This window comes from Streptomyces sp. NPDC025618, from assembly GCF_055558795.1.
Genome location: NZ_JBVHLW010000070.1, coordinates 1 through 17,980, shown reverse-complemented (window position 1 = coordinate 17,980; position 17,980 = coordinate 1). Strand labels below are relative to the sequence as shown.

Genomic DNA, 17,980 nt, shown 5'->3' with positions numbered 1-17,980 from the left:
TTTGCGCTGGAACGCGGTGCGTCGGCACGGCACTCCATGCGCATGACCCGCACCGCACCGCGTTCCAGGTCCCCAGCCCGGAAGACCCACCCCCGGCGCCCACCACAACCAAAGCCCGGCCGGCGCTTGAGGCCACCCGAACCGCAACCACAACACACCCGCAGAAGAAACCCGCTCAACCCCCAAGCGCCTCCCGCCAAACCGAAACCGCCGAAGCGGAGACCGGAGCAGCCCACCCCCCAGGCCGAGCCGCGCCACCGATATGGAACCCACTCAGCCCCGCGTCGAGAAGCACAGGCACATGCTTCAGCTGAAGCCCGCCCCCCACCAGAATGCGCGGCTCGTAGCCCGGCTCGTCCCCCCGCGCCGCCTCGGCGAGCAGCGTGGGGATGCCGTCGTCGACGCCGGAGGCGGAGCCGGCGGTGAGGTAGGTGTCGAGGCCGGGGAAGTCGGCGAGCTGCTTGCGCAGGGCGTCCCGGTCGGCGGCGCGGTCGATGGCGCGGTGGAAGGTCCACCGGGCCCGGGGCCCGACCGCCTCGGCGAGGGCGGCGACGGCGGTGAGGTCGGCCCGGCCGTCGTCGGTGAGGAAGCCGAGGACGAACTCGTCGGCGCCCTCGGCGGCCAGCGCCCGAGCGGCATCGCACAGGGCGGCGAGCTCGGACGCGGTCCCGGCGGAGAAGCCGTCGGTGGCGCGGAGCATGACGCGTACGGGGAGGGAGACGGCCGCGCGGACGGCGGCGAAGGTCGCGACGGAGGGGGTGAGCCCGTCCGCGGCCATGTCGGTGACCAGTTCGAGGCGGTCCGCCCCTCCGGCCTGGGCCGCCACCGCGTCCTCGGGGGTGAGCGCGATGACCTCGAGAATTGGTCTAGACATGTAGCACAGAGTGCCACACCGGCGCCCGGCGTCAAAAGCGGTGCTCCACAATTGGCCTATGGCAGACACGGCGGCAGACACGCCCCAGCACCCCTCCGGCCCCGCCCTGCGCGCCCGCTGGCGGGACACCGTCGTACGGGCCCGCGGCGGGGCCACCGCCCCGGACCCGGCGCCGTACGCGGAGGACCTGCTGCGCCGCTGGTCGGAGCCGCAGCGCCGGTACCACACGGTCGACCACCTGACGGCGGTCCTCGACCGCGTGGACGAGCTGGCGGCGTACGCGGAGGACGTCGACACGGTGCGCTTCGCGGCGTGGTTCCACGACGCGGTCTACCGCCCGGACCGCTCGGAGAACGAGGAGCGCAGCGCGCACCTCGCGGAGCGCGCCCTGCCGGAGCTGGGCCTCGGCGCGGACCGGACCGCGGAGACCGCCCGGCTCGTCCGGCTGACGGTGACGCACGACCCGGCGGAGGGCGACCGCAACGGCGAGGTGCTGTGCGACGCGGACCTGGCGGTGCTGGCGGGGGCCCCGCAGGAGTACGCGGCGTACGCGGCGGCGGTCCGCGAGGAGTACGGCTTCGTGCCCGACGCGGCGTTCCGCGAGGGCCGGGCGGCGGTGCTGCGGCATCTGCTGGGGCTGCCGTGCCTGTTCCGCACGCCGCTGGGCCACGAACGCTGGGAGCCGACGGCCCGCCGCAACCTCGCGACGGAGCTGGAGCTGCTGACGGCCTGAGGGCGCTACAGCAGCCCGCCGGCGGGCCGTTCGTGCTTGGGCCTGCGCAGCCCGGCCACCACCAGCAGCCGCACGAGCTCCTTGCTGCCCACCTCCCGCGCGCCCATCCGCACGGCCTCGCCGTACGACGTCGAGGGGATGTCGTAGTGGTCCCGGTCGAACGCCCGCGAGGGGGCGCCGAGCCGCGCCGCGAACTCGTGCAGCTCGGCGAACGACACGTCGCTGACCAGGTGGGACCACATGCGTCCGTGACCGGGCCAGGTCGGCGGGTCGATATAGAGGGTCACCGCGGTGCCGCCCCCAGCGACCCCACGCGCGCCACCAGCACCGCCTGCTTGGCGCAGGCCCAGTGCGGGTCGGGGCCGAGCTCGGGCTCGACCTCCAGGGCGTGCGGGTCGCCGGAGTCCGTGCAGACCGGGCACAGGGGCCACCGGCCGTGCCGCTCCAGCAGGGCGTCCTGGACGTCCTGGGCGATCAGCCCCACGACGAACGCCACGCCCTCCGGCCACTGCTCGACCCACCACCGGCGGTGGACCACCGCGTCCTCGACGAGGGAGACGACATCGGCCTCCGCCACGTCACCGGCCATGAGGTCGGCGAGGACGAGGGCGCGCGCCGTGTGCAGTGCCTGTTCGAGCTCCATATGGTCCATTGTCCGGGATGGGAAGGGTTGACGGTTCACCGGTCCGAAAATACCTTTCATGGGGTGAGCAGCAAACTGAAAGAAACTTTCATGGCCGTCCCGGCACCCGCCGCCACACCCCCGGCCCCCGGCGCGCTGGCCGCCAAGGTCCGCACGCTGGCGCCCTCGATGACCCGCTCCATGCAGCGCGTCGCCGAGGCCGTGGCGGGTGACCCGGCGGGCTCGGCCGCACTCACGGTCACCGGTCTCGCGGAGCGCACCGGCACCAGCGAGGCCACCGTCGTCCGCACCGCGCGCATCCTGGGGTATCCCGGCTACCGCGACCTGCGCCTGGCGCTCGCCGCGCTCGCGGCCGAGCAGGCGGCGGGCCGCGCCCCGGCCGTCACGGCCGACATCGCGGTGGACGACCCGCTGGCCGACGTGGTCGCCAAGCTCGCCCACGAGGAGGCGCAGTGCCTGGCCGACACCGCCGCCGCGCTGGACCCCGCGCAGCTGGAGTCGGCGGTCGGCGCGCTGGCCACCGCCCGGCGCACCGACGTCTACGGCATCGGCGCGTCCCATCTCGTCGGCCAGGACCTGGTGCAGAAGCTGCTGCGCATCGGCATGATCGCGCACGCCCCCGCCGACCCCCACCTGGCCGTCACCAACGCCGTGCAGCTGCGGGCCGGTGACGTCGCCATCGCCATCACCCATTCGGGCCGGACCACCGACGTCATCGAGCCGCTGCGGGTCGCCTTCGAGCACGGCGCGACGACGATCGCGATCACCGGCCGCCCGGACGGGGAGATCGCGCAGTACGCCGACCACGTCCTCACCACCTCCACCGCCCGCGAGAGCGAGCTGCGCCCGGCCGCCATGTCGAGCCGCACCAGCCAACTGCTCGTGGTGGACTGCCTGTTCATCGGCGTCGCCCAGCGGACGTACGAGCGGGCGGCGCCCGCCCTGTCCGCCTCCTACGAAGCGCTCGCCCACCGGCACGACCCCCGCCGCTGAGAACCGCCGGGGCCGTCCGAGACCACCAGCCCGCCACGGAAAGGCGCCGCCCCCATGGACTCGCCCGCGCACGCGGAGCTCCGCGCCGAGCTCGCCGCCCTCACCACCGAGGCGTTCCGCCCCGAACTCGCGGACATCGACCGGCTGCCCACGCTCGACATCGCGAAGATCATGAACGGTGAGGACGCCACCGTCGCCGCCGCCGTCGCCGCGCGGCTCCCCGGCATAGCCGAGGCCATCGACGCGATCGCGGCCCGGATGGCCGGTGGCGGGCGGCTCGTCTACGCGGGCGCGGGCACGGCCGGCCGGCTCGGCGTGCTGGACGCCAGCGAGTGCCCGCCGACCTTCAACACCGACCCCGCGCAGGTCGTCGGCCTCATCGCGGGCGGCGCGCCCGCGCTGGTCACGGCGGTGGAAGGGGCCGAGGACAGCCGGGAGCTGGCCGCCGGGGACCTGCGGGCGATCTGCATCGGCCCGGCCGACACGGTCGTGGGCGTCTCGGCGTCCGGCCGCACCCCGTACGCCCTCGGCGCCGTCACGCACGCCCGCGCGGCGGGCGCGCTCACCGTCGGGCTGTCCTGCAACGCCGGCTCACCGCTCGGCGCGGCCGCCGAGCACGCGATCGAGGTCGTCGTGGGGCCCGAACTCCTCACCGGCTCCACCCGGTTGAAGGCGGGCACCGCGCAGAAGCTCGTCCTCAACATGCTCTCGACCATCACCATGATCCGGCTCGGCAAGACCTACGGGAACCTGATGGTCGACGTGCGTGCCTCCAACGACAAACTGCGCGCCCGCTCCCGGCACATCGTCGCCCTGGCGACCGGAGCCTCCGACGCGGAGACGGAGGCGGCGCTGGCGGAGACCGGCGGCGAGGTGAAGAACGCGATCCTCGTCGTGCTCGCCGGGGTCGACGGCCCCACGGCCGCGCGCCTGCTGGAGGAGTCGGCCGGGCACCTGCGCACGGCCCTGCGTGCGGTCGCCGGGGGCTGACCCGCGGGAGAGAATTCCGTTACGAGCGTCCCCGGAGCAAGGGACTTGCCCATGGCCCCAGACGACAGCCACGCCGCCACGGCCGCCGCGCTGCTCCCGCTCCTGGGCGGCGCCGGGAACATCGCCTCCGTCGAGAACTGCATGACCCGCCTGCGGCTGGAGCTCCACGACCCCGCCCTGGTCCGGGGCGAGGCGCTGCGGGCGCTGCCGGGCGTGCTGGGTGTGGTCGAGGACGGGCGGGCGTACCAGGTCGTGCTGGGCCCGGGGGCCGTCGCCCGGGTGGCGCCCGAGCTGGCGCGGCTGAGCGCGGCCGAGCCGAGCGCGGCCGCGCCCGTCACCGCCGAGGCCCTGGCCGAGCGGGGCGCGGCGATCCGCGCCGGGCGCGCCGCGCGCAACGCCACCCCGGGCAAGCTCTTCCTGCGCCGGATCGCGGCCGTCTTCGTGCCGCTGATCCCGGCGCTGATCGGCTGCGGCATCGTCGCCGGGCTCGGCGGGCTGCTCACCAATCTCCACTGGCTGCCCGGCCTCTCGCCCGCGCTGACCGCGATCGCCTCGGGCTTCATGTCACTGATCGCGGTGTTCGTCGGCTACAACACGGCGAAGGAGTTCGGCGGCACCCCGGTGCTGGGCGGCGCGGTCGCGGCGATCACGGTGTCCGGCGGCGTCGGCCGGGTCAGCGCCTTCGGGGAGCGGCTGGCGCCGGGCCAGGGCGGGGTGCTCGGCGCGCTCGCCGCCGCCCTGCTGGCGACGTGCGTCGAGAGGTGGTGCCGCGGACGGGTGCCGGAGACCCTGGACGTCCTCGTCACCCCGACGCTCACGGCGCTGGCGACGGGCCTGGTCACGCTGTACGGGCTGATGTACGCGGCCGGGAAGGCGGCCGCGGCCGTCGGCCGGTGGGCGGACTGGCTGCTGGCCAACGGCGGCGCGGGCGCGGGCTTCGTGCTGGGCGGGCTGTTCCTGCCGCTGGTGATGCTGGGCCTGCACCAGGCGCTGATCCCCGTCCATACGACGCTGATCCAGCAGGAGGGCTACACCGTCCTGCTGCCGATCCTGGCGATGGCGGGCGCGGGCCAGGTGGGGGCGGCCCTCGCGGTCTACGTCCGGCTCCGGCGCAACCTCTCGGTGCGCGGCACGATCCGCTCCGCGCTCCCGGCCGGCTTCCTGGGCATCGGCGAGCCGCTGATCTACGGCGTCTCGCTGCCGCTGGGGCGGCCGTTCGTCACGGCGTGCGTGGGCGGCGCGTTCGGCGGCGGCTTCGTGGGCCTGCTCAACCAGCTGGGCACCAAGGTCGGCACCACGGCCATCGGCCCGTCGGGCTGGGCCCTCTTCCCCCTGCTGAAGGGCAACCACGGCCTCGGCCGGACGGCGGCGGTCTACGCGCTGGGGCTGCTGGTGGGATATGTGGCGGGGTTCGTGGCGACGTACCTCTTCGGCTTCGGCAAGGCGGCGCTCGCGGAGCTGAACGCGCGAACGCCCGAGGGCGGCACCCCGTGATGGGGTGCCGCCCTCGGAAGACTTGAGCCGTTCCCGGCTCACCGGACGGAAGCCGGTGAGCGACGGGAGGAGTCGGCTCAGAAGTCCATGTCACCGCCCGGCATGCCGCCCGGAGCGGCCGCGGCGGCCTTCTCCGGCTTGTCGGCGATGACGGCCTCGGTGGTCAGGAACAGCGCGGCGATGGAGGCGGCGTTCTGCAGGGCGGAACGCGTGACCTTCGCCGGGTCGATGATGCCCTCGGCGATCATGTCGACGTACTCGCCGGTCGCGGCGTTCAGACCGTGGCCGACCGTGAGGTTGCGGACCTTCTCCACGACGACGCCGCCCTCGAGACCACCGTTGACGGCGATCTGCTTCAGCGGGGCCTCCAGGGCCAGGCGCACGGCGTTGGCACCGGTGGCCTCGTCGCCCTCGAGCTCGAGCTTCTCGAAGACCGCGGAAGCCTGGAGCAGGGCCACGCCACCACCGGCGACGATGCCCTCCTCGACGGCCGCCTTCGCGTTGCGGACGGCGTCCTCGATGCGGTGCTTGCGCTCCTTGAGCTCGACCTCGGTCGCGGCACCGGCCTTGATGACGGCCACGCCGCCGGCCAGCTTCGCGAGGCGCTCCTGGAGCTTCTCGCGGTCGTAGTCCGAGTCGCTGTTCTCGATCTCGGCGCGGATCTGGTTGACGCGGCCCTGGACCTGGTCGCTGTCACCGGCACCGTCGACGATGGTCGTCTCGTCCTTGGTGATGACGACCTTGCGGGCGCGGCCGAGCAGGTCGAGACCGGCGTTCTCCAGCTTGAGGCCGACCTCCTCGGAGATGACGGTGCCACCGGTGAGGATGGCGATGTCGCCGAGCATGGCCTTGCGGCGGTCACCGAAGCCCGGGGCCTTGACGGCGACGGACTTGAAGGTGCCACGGATCTTGTTGACGACCAGGGTCGACAGGGCCTCGCCCTCGACGTCCTCGGCGATGATCAGCAGCGGCTTGCCGGACTGCATGACCTTCTCGAGGAGCGGCAGCAGGTCCTTGACCGAGCCGATCTTCGAGTTGACGATCAGGATGTACGGGTCGTCCAGGGACGCCTCCATACGCTCCATGTCGGTGGCGAAGTACGCCGAGATGTAGCCCTTGTCGAAGCGCATACCCTCGGTGAGCTCCAGCTCCAGACCGAAGGTCTGGGACTCCTCGACGGTGATGACGCCTTCCTTGCCGACCTTGTCCATCGCCTCGGCGATGAGCTCGCCGATCTGGGTGTCGGCGGCGGAGATGGAGGCGGTGGAGGCGATCTGCTCCTTGGTCTCCACGTCCTTGGCCTGCTCGAGCAGCGCACCGGAGACGGCCTCGACGGCCTTCTCGATGCCGCGCTTGAGGGCCATGGGGTTGGCGCCCGCGGCGACGTTGCGCAGGCCCTCGCGGACCAGCGCCTGGGCCAGGACGGTCGCGGTCGTCGTGCCGTCACCGGCGACGTCGTCCGTCTTCTTCGCGACCTCCTTGACCAGCTCGGCGCCGATCTTCTCGTACGGGTCCTCGAGCTCGATCTCCTTGGCGATGGACACACCATCGTTGGTGATCGTGGGGGCGCCCCACTTCTTCTCGAGGACGACGTTGCGGCCCTTGGGGCCGAGGGTGACCTTGACGGCGTCGGCGAGCTGGTTCATCCCGCGCTCGAGACCGCGCCGTGCCTCCTCGTCGAACGCGATGATCTTGGCCATGTGAAGTGGTCCTCCCAGGACGGGGTGGATTTCTCCGGACCGCGCTGGCGCCCGCGACGGACGGCTCACCGGCCTGGCGGTTCCTTGCCCCACCCGGCTGATGGACCTCACCGACGGTCCAAATCTGTCACTCTCACTCGGAGAGTGCTAACGCCAATGATTAGCACTCGACCCACCAGAGTGCAAGCGATCCGTTCATGAGCGCACCGTTAGTGGCACCGGGGGCACCCCCGGACGAAGTCTGGGGGCGCAAGCGATCCGTTCATGAGCGCACCGTTAGTGGCACCGGGGGCACCCCCGGACGAAGCCCGGGGGCGCAAGCGCCTCCACAGAAGGACGCGCGCGACGGGACACCTCCGGGTACACACGGAACGCGCGCGTGTACGCGCACACGTACACGCGCGAGGGCACACGAAGGGCCCGTACCCCGGTGCGCGGGTACGGGCCCTCCTGCGAGCTGAGTGAGCCGGTGGTCGATGCGCCGAGATCAGACGGCGAGCTTGACCATGTCCGCCTGCGGCCCCTTCTGGCCCTGCGAGATCTCGAACTCCACTCGCTGACCCTCCTCGAGGGTGCGGTAGCCGTCCATCTGGATCGCGCTGTAGTGGACGAATACATCCGCACCACCGTCGACCGCGATGAAGCCGTACCCCTTCTCCGCGTTGAACCACTTGACGGTGCCCTGAGCCATGCCTAACTCCCCTATTACTGGCCCTTGCGCAGGACCGCACTTCGCGGACCCGGGTCAGACCTCACCTCCGGAACTTCTCCCCAGCCGGTGGCAGGGGAAATCCCGATGGTGTGCGCCGGAACGCGTCGACCGCGGCTGAATGTATCTGCACGGATGCCGTCTGCAACAGGTCACTCGGACGAGAATTCCCGGCGCGGCTGATTGCTGAAATGCGGCGAACTCCGGTGGATCCAGGGCAAGTCGGGCCGGGCATAGCGCAAGCAACCCGACAATTCGCGCACACAGTTCGCGCACAACTTGACGGGTTCTCATATGCGTTCGGCACTGACGCCGGAGGGGGATCGCCCCAACTGTATCGCGCTCAACAGACGGAATCGCCCCGTCCGTTTCACGGCCGGGGCGATTCAGGGGGTCTTTCGCAGGGAGCTTGCGTAAAGCTCAGCCGCCGGCGACGGCGGGGATGATCGACACCCCGGCGCCGTCGGGCGTGGGCGTCGAAAGCCCCTGCTCGAAGCGCACGTCGTCGTCATTGACATACACGTTCACGAACCGGCGCAGCTTCCCCGCGTCGTCGAGGACACGGGCGGCGATGCCGGGGTGGTTCTTCTCCAGATCGCCGATCACCTCGGCCAGCGTCGCCCCCTCGGCGGGGACTTCGGCGACACCGCCGGTGTAGGTGCGGAGGATGGTGGGGATGCGAACGGAGATGCTCATGGGGGTCCTGCCTTTCCGGTCTTCCGGTGAATGGTCGGGTGGGGACGTCAGCCGGTGGCGAGCCCGGCGGCGCGGAACGCCTCCAGGGACGGCCGGATGGTCGCGGACGGCCCGGCCGCCACGGCGTCCAGCGTCTTGAGCCCGTCGCCGGTGTTGAGCACGACCGTCGTCAGCGCCGGGTCGAGCACCCCGCGCTCGATGAGCTTGCGGGTGACGCCCACCGTCACCCCGCCCGCGGTCTCCGCGAAGATCCCCTCCGTGCGGGCCAGCAGCCGGATCGCGTCGACGATCTCCGCGTCGTCCACGTCCTCCACGGCACCGCCCGTCCGCCGGGCGATGTCGAGCACATACGGCCCGTCGGCGGGGTTGCCGATCGCGAGGGACTTCGCGATCGTGTCCGGCCTCACCGGCCGCACCACGTCGTGGGCGTCCTTGAACGCGCGGGAGACCGGCGAGCAGCCCGCCGCCTGCGCGCCGAAGATCCGGTACGGCCGGTCCTCGACCAGGCCCAGCGCGATCAGCTCCTTCAGCCCCTTGTCGATCTTCGTGAGCTGGGAGCCGGAGGCGATGGGGATCACGATCTGGTCCGGCAGGCGCCAGCCCAGCTGCTCGCAGATCTCGTACGCCAGGGTCTTGGAGCCCTCGCCGTAGTACGGGCGGAGGTTGACGTTGACGAAGCCCCAGCCCTCGCCGAGCGGGTCGCCGATCAGCTCGGAGCAGAAGCGGTTCACGTCGTCGTAGGTGCCCTCGATGCCCACCAGGTCGCCGCCGTAGACCGCGGCCATGACGACCTTGCCGGCCTCCAGGTCGTGCGGGATGAAGACACAGGACTTGAAACCCGCGCGGGCCGCGGCGGCACCGACCGCGCCGGCGAGGTTGCCGGTCGAGGAGCAGGAGAGCGTGGTGAAGCCGAAGGCGCGCGCCGCCTCGACAGCGATGGCGACGACGCGGTCCTTGAAGGAGTGCGTGGGATTGCCGGAGTCGTCCTTGACGTACAGCCCGCCGGTGACGCCCAGCTCGCGGGCGAGGTTGTCGGCCTTGACGAGCTTGGTGAAGCCGGGGTTGAGGCTGGGCTTCTCCGTCACGTCCGCGGGTACGGGCAGCAGCGGGGCGTAGCGCCAGATGTTGTCGGGACCGGCCTCGATGCGGCGGCGCAGGGCCTCGGGATCGCCGGTGGGGAGGTCGTACGCGACTTCGAGCGGGCCGAAACAGGCGGCGCAGGCGAAGATGGGACCGAGGTCGAACCGCTCCCCGCACTCTCGGCACGAGAGGGCGACGGCGGGACCGAGCGCGACAGAAGTGGTTGAGCTTTCGACAGACTGCACAGCCATGGAGGCGAGGCCCTTTCTCCTCATCTTCCTCGCGGCGAACCTCGCCACGAGACGGAATTGGCACCTTCCCCACCGGGAGCCTCGCGCTTGCGAGACCGGCGGGAGGGTTGCCGGGGCTTCAACGGGCCGTGTCCCTCTGCCCCTCTGGATGAGCGGTATGGCACTGGGCACTGCCCAGGCGTTTGTGCGCGCGGTGACCCCGACATACGACGGCGTTCCGCGTTGTTCAGACTGTAACCGAAGGCACGGACACCCGAGCAGGTCGTCCGTTCCGCGAGATGCGTCACAGGACCACACCGGAGCAGAGGAGTCGTTCACGTGCTGGAAGAGGTGGAGCGCTGGCTGGGCCGGCGGTCCTGGTCCGTCGGAGACCGTCCGCTCGACCAGCTGCTCGCGGCCAAACGGGAGAAGGGCACCACCGTCAGCGTGGTGCTTCCGGCGCTGGACGAGGAGGCGACCGTCGGCGACATCGTCGCCACGATCCGGCGCGAACTGATGACGGACGCGGTGCCGCTGGTCGACGAGCTGGTGGTGCTCGACTCCGGCTCCACCGACCGCACGGCCGAGGTCGCCGCCGCGGCAGGCGCGCGCGTGGTGCACCGCGACTCGGTGCTGCCGCGGCTGCCCGCCCTGCCCGGCAAGGGCGAGGTGCTGTGGCGGTCGCTGCTGGTGACGCGCGGGGACGTGGTCTGCTTCGTCGACGCCGATCTGCGCGACTTCTCCGCGGATTTCGTCTCCGGCACCGTCGGCCCGCTGCTGACCGACCCGGGCGTCGCGTTCGTGAAGGCGATGTACGACCGCCCGCTCGGCGAAGTGGCCGGACAGGGCGGCCGGGTGACCGAGCTGGTGGCCCGCCCCCTGCTCAACCTGCACTGGCCGCAGCTGGCGGGCTTCGTCCAGCCCCTGGGCGGCGAGTACGCGGCCCGCCGCTCGCTCCTGGAACGCCTGCCGTTCCCCGTGGGCTACGGCGTGGAACTGGGCCTCCTGGTCGACGCCCTCCACACCGTCGGCCTGGACGCCCTGGCCCAGGTCGACGTGGGCGTCCGCGTCCACCGCCACCAGGACGGCCGCGCGCTGGGCCGGATGGCCGCGGCCATCTACCGCACGGCCCAGCTGCGCCTGGCCCGCGGCCACCTGGTGCGGCCGTCCCTGACCCAGTTCGAGCGTACGTCCGAGGGATTCGTCCCTCGGACGTACGCGGTGGACACGGAGGAGCGACCCCCGATGCGGGACATCCCGGAATACGCGGCACGGGACGCGGCGTAGGGGGTCTTTTCCTTGTCCTCAAGCGCCGGACGGGCTGGATTTCCAGCCCGTCCGGCGCTTGAGGACAACGCGCGAAGCGTGTTGCAGGGGGTCTGGGGGATCGCCCCCAGTTTCGGGAAGGGGCGGGGCTGGGGAAAAGGCCCGCCGCAGGCGCAGCCGACCGCACCCACCCCCGGCCCCGACAAACGTTTGAACGACCGGCAGCCAGGCAAGGCTGGCCACATGGTCGTTGAGCACACGCAACCGCACACCCACACCGCGCAGATCGTCGTCGCCTCCAACCGCGGCCCGGTCTCGTACAAGCTGGTCGACGGCGAGCTGACCGCCGGCCGGGGCGGTGGCGGCCTCGTCTCGGGGCTCAGCGCCATAGACCGCGACGCCGGCGCCGTGTGGGTGTGCGCGGCCATGGGCGAGGGCGACCGCGAGGCGGCGCGGCGCGCGGGCCGCAGACTCGACACCGAGGACACCGGCGGCCACCGGGTGCGCATGCTGGACGTCGACCCGGACACCTTCGCCGCCGCCTACAACGGCATCGCCAACTCCGTGCTGTGGTTCGTCCACCACATGCTCTACGAGACGCCCCTGGCACCCGTCTTCGACGCGGACTTCCGGCGGCAGTGGGCGGCGTACGAGGCGTACAACGCGGCCTTCGCGGACGCCCTCGCCGAGGAGGCCGCGCAGGGCGCCGCCGTGCTCGTGCAGGACTACCACCTGGCGCTGGTGCCGGGCCTGCTCCGGGAGCGCCGTCCCGACCTGCGGATCGGCCACTTCTCGCACACCCCCTGGGCCCCGCCGGACTACTACCGGCTGCTGCCGGACGACGTCGCCGAGCGGGTGCTGCGCGGCGTCCTCGGCGGTGACCGCGCGGCCTTCCTGACCGAGCGCTGGGCGGACGCGTTCGCCGACTGCTGCGAGAAGGTCCTGGGGGCGGAGGTCGTCCGCGGCACGGGCGGGACGGCGGTGCTCTTCGAGGGCCGGACGACCCGGCTCGGCGTGCACGGCCTCGGCGCCGACGCGGACTTCCTGCGGGAGCGCGCGCACCGCGCGGACGTCGAGGAGCGGATGGCCGCGCTCCGCGCCCAGCTCGGCCCGGACCGCAAGGCGATCGTGCGCGTCGACCGCACCGAGCTGTCCAAGAACATCGTGCGCGGCCTCCACGCCTACCGCCGGCTGCTGGAGGACCGCCCGGAGTGGCGGGGCAAGGTGGTGCACATCGCCTTCGCTTACCCCTCGCGGCAGGATCTGAAGGTCTACCGCGCGTACACGGCGGAGGTCGAGCGGGTCGCCCGGGAGATCAACGCGACGTTCGGCACGGCGGATTGGGAACCGGTCTCCCTGCACGTCAAGGACGACTTCGCCCGCTCGCTCGCCGCCTACCGCCTGGCGGACGTCGCGCTCGTCAACCCCATCCGCGACGGCATGAACCTGGTCGCCAAGGAGGTCCCCGTCGTCTCCGACCACGGCTGCGCTCTCGTCCTCTCCCGGGAGGCGGGGGCGGTGGCGGAGCTGGGGGACGACGCGCTCGTGGTCAACCCGTACGACGTGGAGGCCACGGCGTCGGCGCTGCACGAGGCTCTCCTGATGGACCCGTCGGAACGGGCGTCGCGCACGAAGCGGCTCGCCGCCGCGGCGGTGGCGCTCCCTCCGGCCCGCTGGTTCCTGGACCAGCTGGCCGCGCTGTAACCGCGTGGGCTACGCGCCCCGGACCCCCGCAACACGCTTCGCGCGTTGTCCTCAAACGCCGGACGGGCTGGATTTCCAGCCCGTCCGGCGTTTGAGGACGCGCCCGAAGGGCGCTCCCGCCGCAGGCGCCACCGGCCCGCACCCACCCGCCGCACACCCCCCGCGCACACCCCGGAGCAAACACCCGGCCAGCCTTCGGCAAAGTGCTTCGGGCCGCCGCCTGCCCCGCCCCGCCCCCGGGTAACCATGAGGCCATGCAGATCGCCCCACCCCGAGCCGCCACCGCCCTCGCGGCCGTCGCCCTCGTCGCAGCCGCACTGACCACCGGCTGCTCCTCCGACTCCGGGAGCAAGAGCTCCGACGACACCAAGAACGCCAAGTCCGGCGCCTCCCCCTCCGCTTCGGCCACAGGGTCGTTCGCTCCCTCCACGGGAGACGGCGCCATACCCGTGGGCCCGGGCCCCCAGCCCGCGTACACCGTGCAGAAGCAGCCCGCGGAGGGCAGCTGTCACTACCAGTACACCTCGGCCAAGGAGCCCCTGCCCGACCCCAAGTGCACGCCCGGAGCGACGAATCCGAAGGTCACGCAGGCGACGTTGAAGACGACGATCTGCCGTAGCGGCTACACCAAGGACATCCGGCCGCCGGTCGGCATCACCAGCCGCGAGAAGACCGCCAACGCGGCCTCGTACGGTTACAAGGGCTCGATGAAGGACTACGAGTACGACCACTTGATCAGCCTCCAGCTCGGCGGCGACCCCAACGACCCGCGCAATCTGTGGGTCGAGCCGCCCTCCCCCGGCCACAAGCCGGGCGCGGGGCCCAACAACCCCAAGGACGTGGTCGAGACCAAGCTCAAGACCGCGATCTGTTCGGGCAAGGCGGACCTCGTCAAGGCGCAGCAGGCGATCGCCCACGACTGGACGACGGCGCTGAAGACCCTGGGCCTGCCGGAGAAGGCGGCCAAGGGTGACCCGACCGCCGCCAAGGACCCGGACGACGAATGAGGTTCAGCCGGTGGGCAGGCGGTCCGCGAGGGCCGTCAGCAGCTCCACCACGCCGCTCGGGCCGTCCACCACGAGGTCGGCCCGTTCGGCGAGTTCGGTGACCTCCGTGCTGCCGCTGCACACGAGGAGGCCGGCCAGCCCTTCGGCGCGCAGCTCCTCCACGGCGGCGAAGGCGGCGAGGTCGCCGAGGTCGTCACCGGCGTAGAGGACGGCGCGGGCGCCCGTCTCGCGCACGTACTCGGCGAGGGCCACGCCCTTGTCGATGCCGGGCGGGCGCAACTCCAGGACGAACCGGCCCGGTTCGACGATCAGGCCGTGCCGCGCGGCGAGCGCTTCCAGCGGGCCGCGCAGGGCGTCGTAGGCGGCCTGGGGGTCGGCGGCGCGCCGGGTGTGCACGGCGATGGCGCGGCCCTTGTCCTCGACCCAGGTGCCCCGCCAGGCGCCGGACCGGTCGAGCTCCCCGGGCAGCGCGGCCTGCACGGCCGCGACGCCCGGGTGCGGGGCGGGGGCCTTGACGGTGCCGGTGACGGCGTCCCAGCGCTCGGCGCCGTAGTGGCCCAGCACGACGAGGTGTTCCAGCCCCGGGACCCCGGCGAAGCCGCCGTAGCGCACGGCCACGCCCGCCGGGCGGCCGGTGATCACGGCGACGGAGCGCAGCGCGGGCGCGAGGCGCGCGAGCGCGGGCACGGCGCCGGGGTGGGCGCGGGCCTGCTCGGGGTCCGGGACGATCGGGGCGAGCGTGCCGTCGAAGTCCAGCGCGACGACGCTCTTGTCCGGCGCGGCGAGCAGCTCGGCGAGGCCGTGGCGGCCGGCGCGGCTGCGGGGTTCGGGGAGTGGATGACTGCCCATGGGACGACCCTACTGTCCTGGAGTGCCGGAGGTGCTCGAACGTACGACGGGGAACGGTCCGGCTAGCGCCGTTCCCGCCGTGCCTCGCGCAGCCGCCGGAGGCGGTTGACCGTCACCGGGTCGTGGGCGAGCGCGGCGGGGTCGTCCAGCAGCGCGTTGAGCAGCTGGTAGTAGCGGGTGGGGGTGAGGCCGAGGTCCTCGCGGATCGCGCGTTCCTTCGCGCCCGGACCCGGCCACGCGCGGCGCTCCAGCGCCAGCACGTCCCGGTCCCGCCCGGAGAGCCCCGGCCCGCCCGGCCCGGGGTCCACGAAATCCTCGTCGGCCATCGTCTAGCGCCCCTGACTCGCCGTCTCCAGGGAGTTCGCCTCGCGCTCGATCTCGCTGAGCACGCTGTTCGGGTCCCCGCCGGTCTTCACCGTGGAGCCGATCTTCTCCTTGATCGCCTTGCTGACCGCCGCCCAGGACGTCTTGTCCGCGGGGTAGAACTCGGCGCTCTCCAGCTGGTCCAGGAACGGCCTCAGCCGCTTGCGGCCCGAGTCCGCGGCCATCTTCGCGGAGGCGGAGGCGGTCACCGGCAGCAGGTCGTACTGCCCGGTGAAGTCCAGCACGTTCTTGGTGCTGTAGACGAAGTCGAGGAAGGCACCGATCTGGTCGCGGTTGCCGTTCTGCTTGAACGCCATCATCCAGTCGGCGACGCCCATGGTCGACTTGGACTTGCCCTTGATGCCGGGCAGCGGCGCGGTGATGTACTTGATCCCCTTGGCGCCGGCCTGCTGCATCAGCGTGGGGTGGCCGTTGAGCATCCCGACCTCGCCCTTGCAGAAGGCGTCGAAGACGTCCTGCCGGTTGGTGCGGGCGGGGTCGAGGGGGCCGGTGAGCTTCTTGCCGACGAGCTCGTCGCGCAGCCACTCCAGCGCCTTGACGTTCTCGTCGTGGGCGATGGTGTAGACGCCGTTGGCGTCGGTGTAGCCGCCGCCGGCGGCGAGGAACCACATCATCGTCTCGGCCGGGGCCTCCTCCGGGCCGAGGGGCAGGCCGAAGGGTATCTTCACGCCGTTCGCCTGGAGCTTCTTCGCCGCGGCCTGGAGCTCGTCCCAGTTCTCGGGGGCCTTGGCGATGCCGGCCTTGTCGAAGAGCTCCTTGTTGCAGAAGAGCAGACGGGTGCTGGAGACGAACGGCATGCCGTACTGCACGCGGTGCACCTCACCCGCCTTCTCGATCGACGCGATGAACTCCGCCTGGGTGGGGACCGTGAGCAGCTGGTCGGCGCTGTAGAGCTTGCCTGCCGCGGCGAAGTCCGCGTACGCGCCGATCTGCGCGAGGTCGGGGGCCTTGCCCGCCGCGACCAGGTCGGCGACCTTCTTGTCGACCTCGGTCCAGCTGTAGACCTCGACGTCGACCTTGATCTTGCTGTGCTGGTCCTCGAAGTCGCGGACGAGGGCGTCCCAGTACTTCTTCGAGCTGTTCGACGGATTGTCGCCGTAGTCCGCGGCGATCAGCTTCAGCTTCTTGGTGCCCGAACCGGGACCGCCGCTCCCGCAAGCCGTCAGTGCGGGAGCCAACGCCGCAGTGGCGGCACCCGCCGCCGTCATACCCAGGAACCGCCGCCGCTGCACTACTGCTTCCCACCTTCGTGGTTCGTTTTCCTCGCTGGAGACCGTGAGTCTCCCCCGCGCGCCACCTTACGGTCCAGCCGGCTCCGGTTGCGCTTCGGTATCGCCCTTCCGCATCTTCCCTCCCTCAAGGCGGGGCTGCTATCCACGTTCCCGACGCCCACCGCACCTCTCGCAAGGAGCCTCAGCGCATGCAGCAGCCTTCCTCTTCACGTTCCGCTTCCCGCACGGCGGCGGAGATCGACACCCAGCCAGGCTGCTGGCGGCGTGCCGCCGGGGCGGCGGCCGGCGCCACGGAGCTGCCCCGGCCGGGCGAGCGGGTCGCGGTGACCGGGTGCGGCACGTCCTGGTTCATGGCCCAGGCGTACGCGGCGCTGCGCGAGGCCGCCGGGCAGGGCGAGACGGACGCGTTCGCCTCCTCGGAGTTCCCCCGGAGCCGCGCGTACGACCGGGTCGTGGCGATCACCCGGTCCGGGACCACGACGGAGGTCCTCGACCTGCTGTCGGCCCTGCGCGGCCGCACGCGCACGCTCGCGCTGACCGCCGGCCCCGGGACCCCGGTGGCGGACGTGGCCGGATCCGTCGCCCCGCTCGGCTGGGCCGACGAGGAGTCCGTCGTCCAGACCCGCTTCGCGACCACGGCCCTCGCCTATCTCCGCGCGGGCCTGGAGGCGTACGGCCCGCTCCCCTCGGACGTCCGCACGGTCGCCGAGGCGGCGGCCGACGCGGAGTCCGCCCTCACGGAGCCGCTGCCGCCGTCCGTGGTCTCGGCCGGGCAGTGGACGTTCCTGGGCACGGGCTGGACGTACGGGCTCGCGCAGGAGGCGGCCCTGAAGATGCGCGAGGCGGCGGGCGCCTGGACCGAGTCCTACCCCGCGATGGAATACCGCCACGGCCCGATCTCGATCACCGCTCCCGGCCGGGTGGCGTGGATCCTGGGCGCGGTCCCCGCGGGGCTCTCGGCGGATGTGGAGCGGTCGGGGGGCACGCTCATGGCGGCGGGCTCCCGCCTCGATCCGATGGCGGACCTGATCCGAGCGCAGCGGCTCGCTGTCGCGGTGGCGGAGTCGAAGGGCCTGAACCCGGACGAACCGCGGGGCTTGACGCGAAGCGTCATCTTGAACGGGTAGGTACACCGGGGCCGCACTGGGGCACGGGCCCCAGGCCCCCGGCGGCGGTCCGTCGGCCTGCGGCGCTTTTCCCCTACCCGCCCCTTCCCTGAAACTGGGGGCGAGCCCCCAGACCCCCACAACTCTGCGCGCCCCGAAACTGGGGCGCTGCCCCAGACCCCCAGCTGCGGGCCGGTTGCCGCCTGCGGCGGGAGCGGCCTGCGGCCGCGTCCTCAAACTCCCCCAGCTACCGCTGGGAGGTGCCCCCAACGGGCTGATTTGTTGCCCGG

18 protein-coding genes and 1 riboswitch are annotated in these 17,980 nt (G+C 72.4%); of the genes, 8 read left to right on the top strand and 10 right to left on the bottom strand.

Annotated elements, in window-relative coordinates; all coding sequences use genetic code 11:
* Window positions 1–175: 175 nt before the first annotated feature.
* Complete coding sequence (locus ACZ4A5_RS30695; protein ID WP_467591401.1) at window positions 176–874, bottom strand: copper homeostasis protein CutC; 699 nt, start codon at window positions 872–874, stop codon at window positions 176–178.
* 58 nt (window positions 875–932) lie between these two features.
* Between ACZ4A5_RS30695 and ACZ4A5_RS30690 the strand changes: the two genes are divergently transcribed.
* Window positions 933–1,607, top strand: a complete 675-nt coding sequence (locus ACZ4A5_RS30690; protein WP_467591398.1) for an HD domain-containing protein — start codon at window positions 933–935, stop codon at window positions 1,605–1,607.
* A 5-nt stretch (window positions 1,608–1,612) separates the two neighbouring features.
* Here the strand turns inward: ACZ4A5_RS30690 and ACZ4A5_RS30685 are convergent, their stop codons facing one another.
* Together ACZ4A5_RS30685 and ACZ4A5_RS30680 are read right to left on the bottom strand one after the other, a co-directional pair.
* Window positions 1,613–1,894: a DUF4031 domain-containing protein gene (locus tag ACZ4A5_RS30685; RefSeq protein ID WP_398868148.1), complete on the bottom strand. Its 282-nt coding sequence runs from the start codon at window positions 1,892–1,894 to the stop codon at window positions 1,613–1,615.
* Window positions 1,891–2,250: a hypothetical protein gene (locus tag ACZ4A5_RS30680; RefSeq protein ID WP_467591395.1), complete on the bottom strand. Its 360-nt coding sequence runs from the start codon at window positions 2,248–2,250 to the stop codon at window positions 1,891–1,893. The genes ACZ4A5_RS30685 and ACZ4A5_RS30680 overlap by 4 nt, the downstream gene beginning before the upstream one ends.
* A gap of 90 nt (window positions 2,251–2,340) precedes the next feature.
* Between ACZ4A5_RS30680 and ACZ4A5_RS30675 the strand changes: the two genes are divergently transcribed.
* Genes ACZ4A5_RS30675 through ACZ4A5_RS30665 form a run of 3 tightly spaced genes read left to right on the top strand, consistent with a single transcriptional unit; the run spans window position 2,341 to window position 5,727 of the window.
* On the top strand, window positions 2,341–3,243 hold the full coding sequence (locus tag ACZ4A5_RS30675; protein ID WP_467591403.1) for a MurR/RpiR family transcriptional regulator: 903 nt from the start codon (window positions 2,341–2,343) through the stop codon (window positions 3,241–3,243).
* Window positions 3,244–3,297: 54 nt separating this feature from the next.
* On the top strand, window positions 3,298–4,233 hold the full coding sequence (murQ, locus tag ACZ4A5_RS30670) for an N-acetylmuramic acid 6-phosphate etherase (protein WP_467591392.1): 936 nt from the start codon (window positions 3,298–3,300) through the stop codon (window positions 4,231–4,233).
* Between the two features lie 51 nt (window positions 4,234–4,284).
* Window positions 4,285–5,727, top strand: a complete 1,443-nt coding sequence (locus ACZ4A5_RS30665; protein ID WP_467591389.1) for a PTS transporter subunit EIIC — start codon at window positions 4,285–4,287, stop codon at window positions 5,725–5,727.
* A 77-nt stretch (window positions 5,728–5,804) separates the two neighbouring features.
* On the opposite strand, the gene groL is transcribed toward ACZ4A5_RS30665, so the two are convergent.
* The 4 genes from groL to thrC all read right to left on the bottom strand — a co-directional run bounded on the left by groL (window position 5,805) and on the right by thrC (window position 10,163).
* Window positions 5,805–7,427: a chaperonin GroEL gene (gene groL / locus ACZ4A5_RS30660; protein WP_366007490.1), complete on the bottom strand. Its 1,623-nt coding sequence runs from the start codon at window positions 7,425–7,427 to the stop codon at window positions 5,805–5,807.
* A 487-nt stretch (window positions 7,428–7,914) separates the two neighbouring features.
* Complete coding sequence (locus ACZ4A5_RS30655) at window positions 7,915–8,118, bottom strand: cold-shock protein (protein WP_005315736.1); 204 nt, start codon at window positions 8,116–8,118, stop codon at window positions 7,915–7,917.
* A gap of 438 nt (window positions 8,119–8,556) precedes the next feature.
* Window positions 8,557–8,832: a MoaD/ThiS family protein gene (locus ACZ4A5_RS30650; RefSeq protein WP_398868153.1), complete on the bottom strand. Its 276-nt coding sequence runs from the start codon at window positions 8,830–8,832 to the stop codon at window positions 8,557–8,559.
* A gap of 47 nt (window positions 8,833–8,879) precedes the next feature.
* Window positions 8,880–10,163: a threonine synthase gene (thrC, locus tag ACZ4A5_RS30645; protein WP_467591384.1), complete on the bottom strand. Its 1,284-nt coding sequence runs from the start codon at window positions 10,161–10,163 to the stop codon at window positions 8,880–8,882.
* A 17-nt stretch (window positions 10,164–10,180) separates the two neighbouring features.
* Window positions 10,181–10,318, bottom strand: a riboswitch (SAM riboswitch).
* A gap of 163 nt (window positions 10,319–10,481) precedes the next feature.
* Here thrC and ACZ4A5_RS30640 point away from each other — a divergent pair.
* The 3 genes from ACZ4A5_RS30640 to ACZ4A5_RS30630 all read left to right on the top strand — a co-directional run bounded on the left by ACZ4A5_RS30640 (window position 10,482) and on the right by ACZ4A5_RS30630 (window position 14,119).
* The gene (locus tag ACZ4A5_RS30640) at window positions 10,482–11,429 is read left to right on the top strand and encodes a glucosyl-3-phosphoglycerate synthase (protein ID WP_467591382.1); all 948 of its coding nucleotides are present in this window, start codon (window positions 10,482–10,484) and stop codon (window positions 11,427–11,429) included.
* 222 nt (window positions 11,430–11,651) lie between these two features.
* The gene (locus tag ACZ4A5_RS30635; RefSeq protein ID WP_467591379.1) at window positions 11,652–13,112 is read left to right on the top strand and encodes an alpha,alpha-trehalose-phosphate synthase (UDP-forming); all 1,461 of its coding nucleotides are present in this window, start codon (window positions 11,652–11,654) and stop codon (window positions 13,110–13,112) included.
* Between the two features lie 254 nt (window positions 13,113–13,366).
* Complete coding sequence (locus ACZ4A5_RS30630; protein ID WP_467591376.1) at window positions 13,367–14,119, top strand: hypothetical protein; 753 nt, start codon at window positions 13,367–13,369, stop codon at window positions 14,117–14,119.
* Between the two features lie 3 nt (window positions 14,120–14,122).
* Here ACZ4A5_RS30630 and otsB read toward each other — a convergent pair whose 3' ends face one another.
* The 3 genes from otsB to ACZ4A5_RS30615 form a co-directional block, all read right to left on the bottom strand.
* On the bottom strand, window positions 14,123–14,968 hold the full coding sequence (otsB, locus tag ACZ4A5_RS30625; protein WP_398868158.1) for a trehalose-phosphatase: 846 nt from the start codon (window positions 14,966–14,968) through the stop codon (window positions 14,123–14,125).
* Window positions 14,969–15,030: 62 nt separating this feature from the next.
* Window positions 15,031–15,294 carry a DUF3263 domain-containing protein gene (locus ACZ4A5_RS30620; protein ID WP_467591373.1) on the bottom strand — a complete coding sequence of 88 codons (264 nt, stop codon included), beginning with the start codon at window positions 15,292–15,294 and terminating at the stop codon, window positions 15,031–15,033.
* 3 nt (window positions 15,295–15,297) lie between these two features.
* Entirely contained in the window at window positions 15,298–16,584 is a 1,287-nt protein-coding gene (locus ACZ4A5_RS30615) for an extracellular solute-binding protein (protein WP_467591370.1), read from the bottom strand.
* 188 nt (window positions 16,585–16,772) lie between these two features.
* Between ACZ4A5_RS30615 and ACZ4A5_RS30610 the strand changes: the two genes are divergently transcribed.
* Window positions 16,773–17,711, top strand: a complete 939-nt coding sequence (locus ACZ4A5_RS30610; protein ID WP_467591368.1) for an SIS domain-containing protein — start codon at window positions 16,773–16,775, stop codon at window positions 17,709–17,711.
* The last annotated feature ends 269 nt before the right edge of the window (window positions 17,712–17,980 follow it).